The following is a 5,115-nucleotide window of genomic DNA, read 5'->3' as shown; positions in this document are numbered from 1 at the left end:
ACCACTTCCACGAGCCGCTGGGCGTGGTTGGCCAGATCATTCCGTGGAACTTCCCCATCCTGATGGCAACATGGAAGATCGCCCCCGCCCTCGCCGCCGGTAACTGCATCGTGCTGAAGCCCGCCGAGCAGACACCGGCCTCGATCCTGTTACTGGTCGAGATGATTCAGGACCTGCTTCCGGCGGGCGTGCTGAACATCGTCTCGGGCACCGGCATCGAGGTGGGCGAACCGCTGGCCACCAATCCGCGCATTGCCAAGATCGCCTTTACTGGCTCGACCGCGGTCGGCCACAAGATCATGGAATATGCGACCCAGAATATCATTCCGGTGACGCTGGAACTGGGCGGAAAGTCGCCGAACATCTTCTTCAAGGATGTGATGGATCACGACGACGCCTTCCTCGACAAGGCGCTGGAAGGCTTTGCCATGTTCGCGCTCAATCAGGGCGAGATCTGCACCTGCCCCAGCCGCGCCCTGATCCATGAAGACATCTATGAAGCCTTCATCGAAAAGGCCATTGCCCGCGTCGAGGCCATTCGTCAGGGCGACCCTCTGGACCCGAACACGCAGGTCGGGGCGCAGGCTTCGGACCAGCAACTGAAGAAGATCCTGTCCTATCTGCAGATCGGCAAGGACGAGGGTGCCGAGGTTCTGACCGGCGGCGAGCAGGCCGTGCTGAAGGACGATCTGGCGGGCGGCTATTATATCAAGCCGACCATCTTCAAGGGCACCAATGACATGCGTGTCTTCCAGGAAGAAATCTTCGGTCCGGTTCTGGCCGTGACCACCTTCAAGACGCTGGAAGAAGCCATCGCCATCGCCAATGACACCGAATACGGTCTGGGCGCAGGCGTATGGTCGCGCGACATGAACACGGCCTACCGCGCCGGTCGCGGCATTCAGGCCGGTCGCGTCTGGACCAACTGCTATCACCAGTATCCCGCCCATGCCGCCTTTGGTGGTTACAAGAAGTCGGGCATTGGCCGCGAAAACCACCGCATGATGCTGGATCACTACCAGCAGACCAAAAACCTGCTGGTCAGCTACAGCCCCGACAAGCTGGGCTTCTTCTGATCAACAGCGTCTGTTGACCGCCCTTCCCCCTCGGCGGTTTCAGGGAAGTTTCAGACCAACTGCACTTTCCGAACAGGCACTGTTTGACCGCGTCCCCCACGGTCGCAGGCTCAGGCGCGGACTTTCACAGGTCCGCGCCTTTTCTTTTGTCCGCTAGCTGGCCTTCAGGCGCGGGAAGACCGGTATGGCCAGCACAAACACCCAGACCACCAGCACAAACGGCAAGGTCATGGCGGGCATGCCGACCGGCTCCAGCAGGGCCGACACGGCGGCATAGGCCAACGGGGTTACCGCTGTGGCCAGCGCCGCATAGGCCAGAGATGCCATGTTAGGGCGCAGGAACACGCTGCCCAGTGCAATGGCGGTCAGGACGCTGTTGAAACCGAACGCCCCTGAGAAAATGGCGGCTTCGGCGGCCCCCATCCCCCATGCGACCAGCGCCCCGATCAGTGATCCGGCGATGGCGGCCACAAAGCCGAGGCGCGAGCTGACCAGAAGTCCGGCAAGGAACAGCAGGCCCGTCACCGGACTGGCCTGAAAGAAGACCTGTGCCACGCCGCTGAACAGACCGTGCAGCAGAGTGGAGCCTGTCACCACGCCCTCGACCGTTGCGCCTTGCGGCAAGCCTGCGGAGGGTAGAAGCTCGGTGGAGTGCAGGCGCCCGAAACGCGCCGTCGCCAGAAACACGCACAGGGTCGTAAACACGAAGGGGGCCGTCAGCACCGGCAGTTTCCACGCGCGCAGCAGGTTCAGCATCGCCGCCATCAGCACACTAGAACAGGCAGCCGCCACAACCACACAGACCCAAGTCAGCAGGCCCGGATGCAGGAAATACAATATCCCTACCGCCACCAGTGCGCCGTTAAACCCGAACAGGCCGTCGCGGATCTGGGCGCGGTCGGCACCCAGCAGACGGGCCGTTAAGGTACTGGCCAGAGTGCCGACCAGCACCCCGATACCGAACAGGGCCGAGTTGTAGAAAACCCCGACCAGAAACAGCAGGCCTGCATAGCTGTTGTTCTGCAGCATGACCTGCCCCACGCCGCGCAGGATCGTGTCGATCAGGCCCAGCGCCCGCATGACAGGGCCGGAGGTATCCGCTCCGACCTCGTCCCGAACCAGTCCGGTTGATGACAGCTTCATGGGTTGGTCCCCTCATAATAGGCCCCAAGCCTAGTCTGCGCAGGTTAAGGAAAGCCGTGCCCCAAAACGCAAACAGCCCCCTCGGTGGAGGGGGCTGTTCACAGTCATCGGATCGTCAGATCAGAACTTGCCGATCAGGTTCACGAACCAGCCTTTTTCGTCATAGCTGAGGTCGCCCAGATCGTCCGAATAGTCGGTGAAGTTATAACCGACACCCAGCTTCATGTGGTCGCCGAAGTGGCGATAGACGCCGACCAGAGCGCCCAGACGGCTGTCTTGGGCTTCCTTGATGGACAGCTCGCGCATTTCCGCCATGACATCCCAGCGGCGCACGATCTGGTAGTCCGCACGCACGGCCCAGAACATGGCCTCACTGTCGAACCATTGTGCGCTTTCGTCACGCGAGGCGCGCAGCTCGCTGATGCGGTAGGCCACCTTGGCACCGAGCGCGAGGCGCGGGGTCAGCTGGTAGGTACCGTCCACAGCCGCGATATGGCTGCGTTGGGCATAGTCGAGGTTCTGGCCCAGCGCGTCGACCTGAGCCGGTGACGGCAGGTCGGCCAGATAGGTGTACTTGGCCAGCATGTTGAAGCGGTCATTGTCCACCGGACGATACGCACTGGCCAGGGCCAGCTCGTAGAAGTCCGCATCCATGGCCATTTCCTGATCGGAATTGGACATCGAGATGTTGGCCTTGGCAAACATACGCAGCGACGGGGTCGCCTTATAGGTGATCTGGTTGCGGGTGGTCACGGTGGTACGCTCGCCCAGCGTGGTGCCGTCGTCCTTGCGGAACTCCAGCCCCGAAGCCCAGCGCAGGCGGTCGCTGCCATAGTCAGCGGTCGCACCGATGGCCATACGCTCGATTTCCTGACCCAGCGCATCCGACAGGGTGCCGGTCTCGTAGCGGGCCCCGAAGGTCCAGGCTTCGATCGGGCTGAAGTCCACACCATAGGCCTGGGTCCAGCCGGTCGGGCCTTCGCCATGGTCATAGCGTTGCTCGGCAAAGACGCTGGTCTTTTCGCCCATCTGCTGGCGGGCACCGCCGGTAAGACGGCCAAGGCGGCCCCCCGACAGCGCGTCCGGATTTTCACCGGCCAGTGCATAGCCCAGATACAGGCTGCCACGGTCGGACATGGCGAAGTCGGCGCGCAGGTCGGCCCCGAAATCCATGTCGCCGTCAGACAGTTCGCCCTTGAACTTCAGGCGGTCATGGACCTGATATTCGGCACCGAGGCCGTAACGGTCGTTCGACTGGCGGCCACCATCATGGTCGAGGGTTGCCTGGGCCAGAGCCCAGACCGCCCACGGCGCATCATGGATGTCGCGTTCCTGATTTTCCGGATCGGGCGTGTGGCGATAGCCAAGCGTGACCGCCGCGTCGGTGCGGGTGCCTTCGCTGGGCGGCGGCACATAGAGCGGGCTGTACGGCGTGCGCTGGCCCTGCTGTTTGTCCGAGCGGATACCCACCGAACCGAACCAGCCCTGTGCCACCTCGCGGCGCAGGCCGGCCTCGATAGCGTGACGTTCGGTCAGACGGCCATCGGTGACATCACCCTTGGCCTGAAGGCGCAGGGTGTCGCTGATCGCCACATCCACCGAGCCGCCATACTGGTCCAGCGTTTCGGCAAAGGTCAGCTCGCCCGGAGCCGAGAAACCGGCTTCGCGCGTTTTGTAGTAACCGGCAAAGCGGCCATCGCGGTCAATACCCACCTCGTCCAGCTTGCCGCCGAAGGTCAGGCTGACCGCATTGGCTTGATCGGCTTCGGTGCGGATCTGGGTAAAGTCGTAACCGCCGGTGGACGACAGGAACGAGCCATCACCCGGACCGTCGGCCTGAGCGAACTCAAGCTTCACAAAGGTGTTGGCGGCGTGCTGGTAAAGTACATCGGCGCCGAACAGGTCTTGCGAGGCCTGATCTTCGCCCTGGTGGTAGGCACTGCCGCCCACACGAACGCGCTCGTTCAGCCAGTGCTGGGCGCGCGCGCCTGTGGTGAAGGCATCCGGACGGGTCAGACCCGGTGAGTATTCGTAGGTGGCGACCACCCATACCGGATTGCCCGACAGGGTCGATTGCTGGACAAAGCTGTCCGAACCGGCCGTCATCGGCGGCGGGTTGCGCAGCATGACGCGGCCCTGAAGGTAGTTCACGTCATAGTCGCGCGCGGCGATCAGTTCCTTGCGCTCCAGCACCAGACCGGAATCCTTGTCGCGCACTTCGAGGAAGACGCGCTCCGAACCCGGCGCAATGTCGCGGTTGCGGAAGAAGTAGACCGAGCCGCCGGTCGAGGCGAAGTCCTCGCGGCTGGCAATGGTGCCGGGGTCAGCGGCGAACACATTGACCTCGGTACGGCGGTCGCCGTTTTCGGTCACAGCTTCACCACGCCAGTCCAGATTGACACCGTACAGGGTGCGCTGGTGACGGATCAGTTCGTTGCCGCCCAGATGGCTCTGGAACACGCCCCACATGGCGTCCGTGGTTTCGTTCTCGGCACGGATGTAGAAACGGCCATAGGTCGGCGCGTCTTCTACGGTGACGGAGTCATCGCCATAGACCGGATAGTGCATATCCGGATCCAGACGGCGCAGCATCGAGCGCGGGTCTTTTTCAAGGAAGCCGTCGAACAGGTTTTTCAGCGGCTGTTCGCCGGTATCGGCCGAGGCCGTGACCTGCCAGTCATTCTTGACCAGACCCTTGAAGTAGAAGGCCAGACGGCCATCCACGAAGTCGTCGCGATGGTCGCCCGTATCGCCCAGCAGTTCGTGCTTGGCGGCATCGAAGCTGCGGCTGCCGGCGGTGATGTCGGCGATACCGACAAAGAAGCGGTCGCTGCGCGGCAGAACCACTTCGCGCATCAGCTCCACCGGAGCCTGTTGCGGACGGGTGATCTGCACA

The 5,115-nt window shown here is 62.8% G+C and carries 3 protein-coding genes; 1 reads left to right on the top strand and 2 read right to left on the bottom strand.

Features of this window, described 5'->3' with window-relative positions; genetic code table 11:
* The coding region (locus RSB01_RS13455) for an aldehyde dehydrogenase family protein (RefSeq protein ID WP_332625666.1) at nucleotides 1-1,076 on the top strand (1,076 nt) is incomplete at its 5' end.
* A 153-nt stretch (nucleotides 1,077-1,229) separates the two neighbouring features.
* Here RSB01_RS13455 and RSB01_RS13450 read toward each other — a convergent pair.
* The gene (locus RSB01_RS13450; protein WP_332590706.1) at nucleotides 1,230-2,219 is read right to left on the bottom strand and encodes an urea transporter; all 990 of its coding nucleotides are present in this window, start codon (nucleotides 2,217-2,219) and stop codon (nucleotides 1,230-1,232) included.
* 120 nt (nucleotides 2,220-2,339) lie between these two features.
* Nucleotides 2,340-5,115 (bottom strand): hypothetical protein (locus tag RSB01_RS13445; protein WP_332625665.1); only part of this gene is annotated, 2,776 nt, incomplete at its 5' end.

The organism is Brevundimonas sp., assembly GCF_036659295.1.
Taxonomy (GTDB): Bacteria; Pseudomonadota; Alphaproteobacteria; order Caulobacterales; family Caulobacteraceae; genus Brevundimonas.
This window is presented reverse-complemented; position numbering and strand designations above follow the sequence as displayed.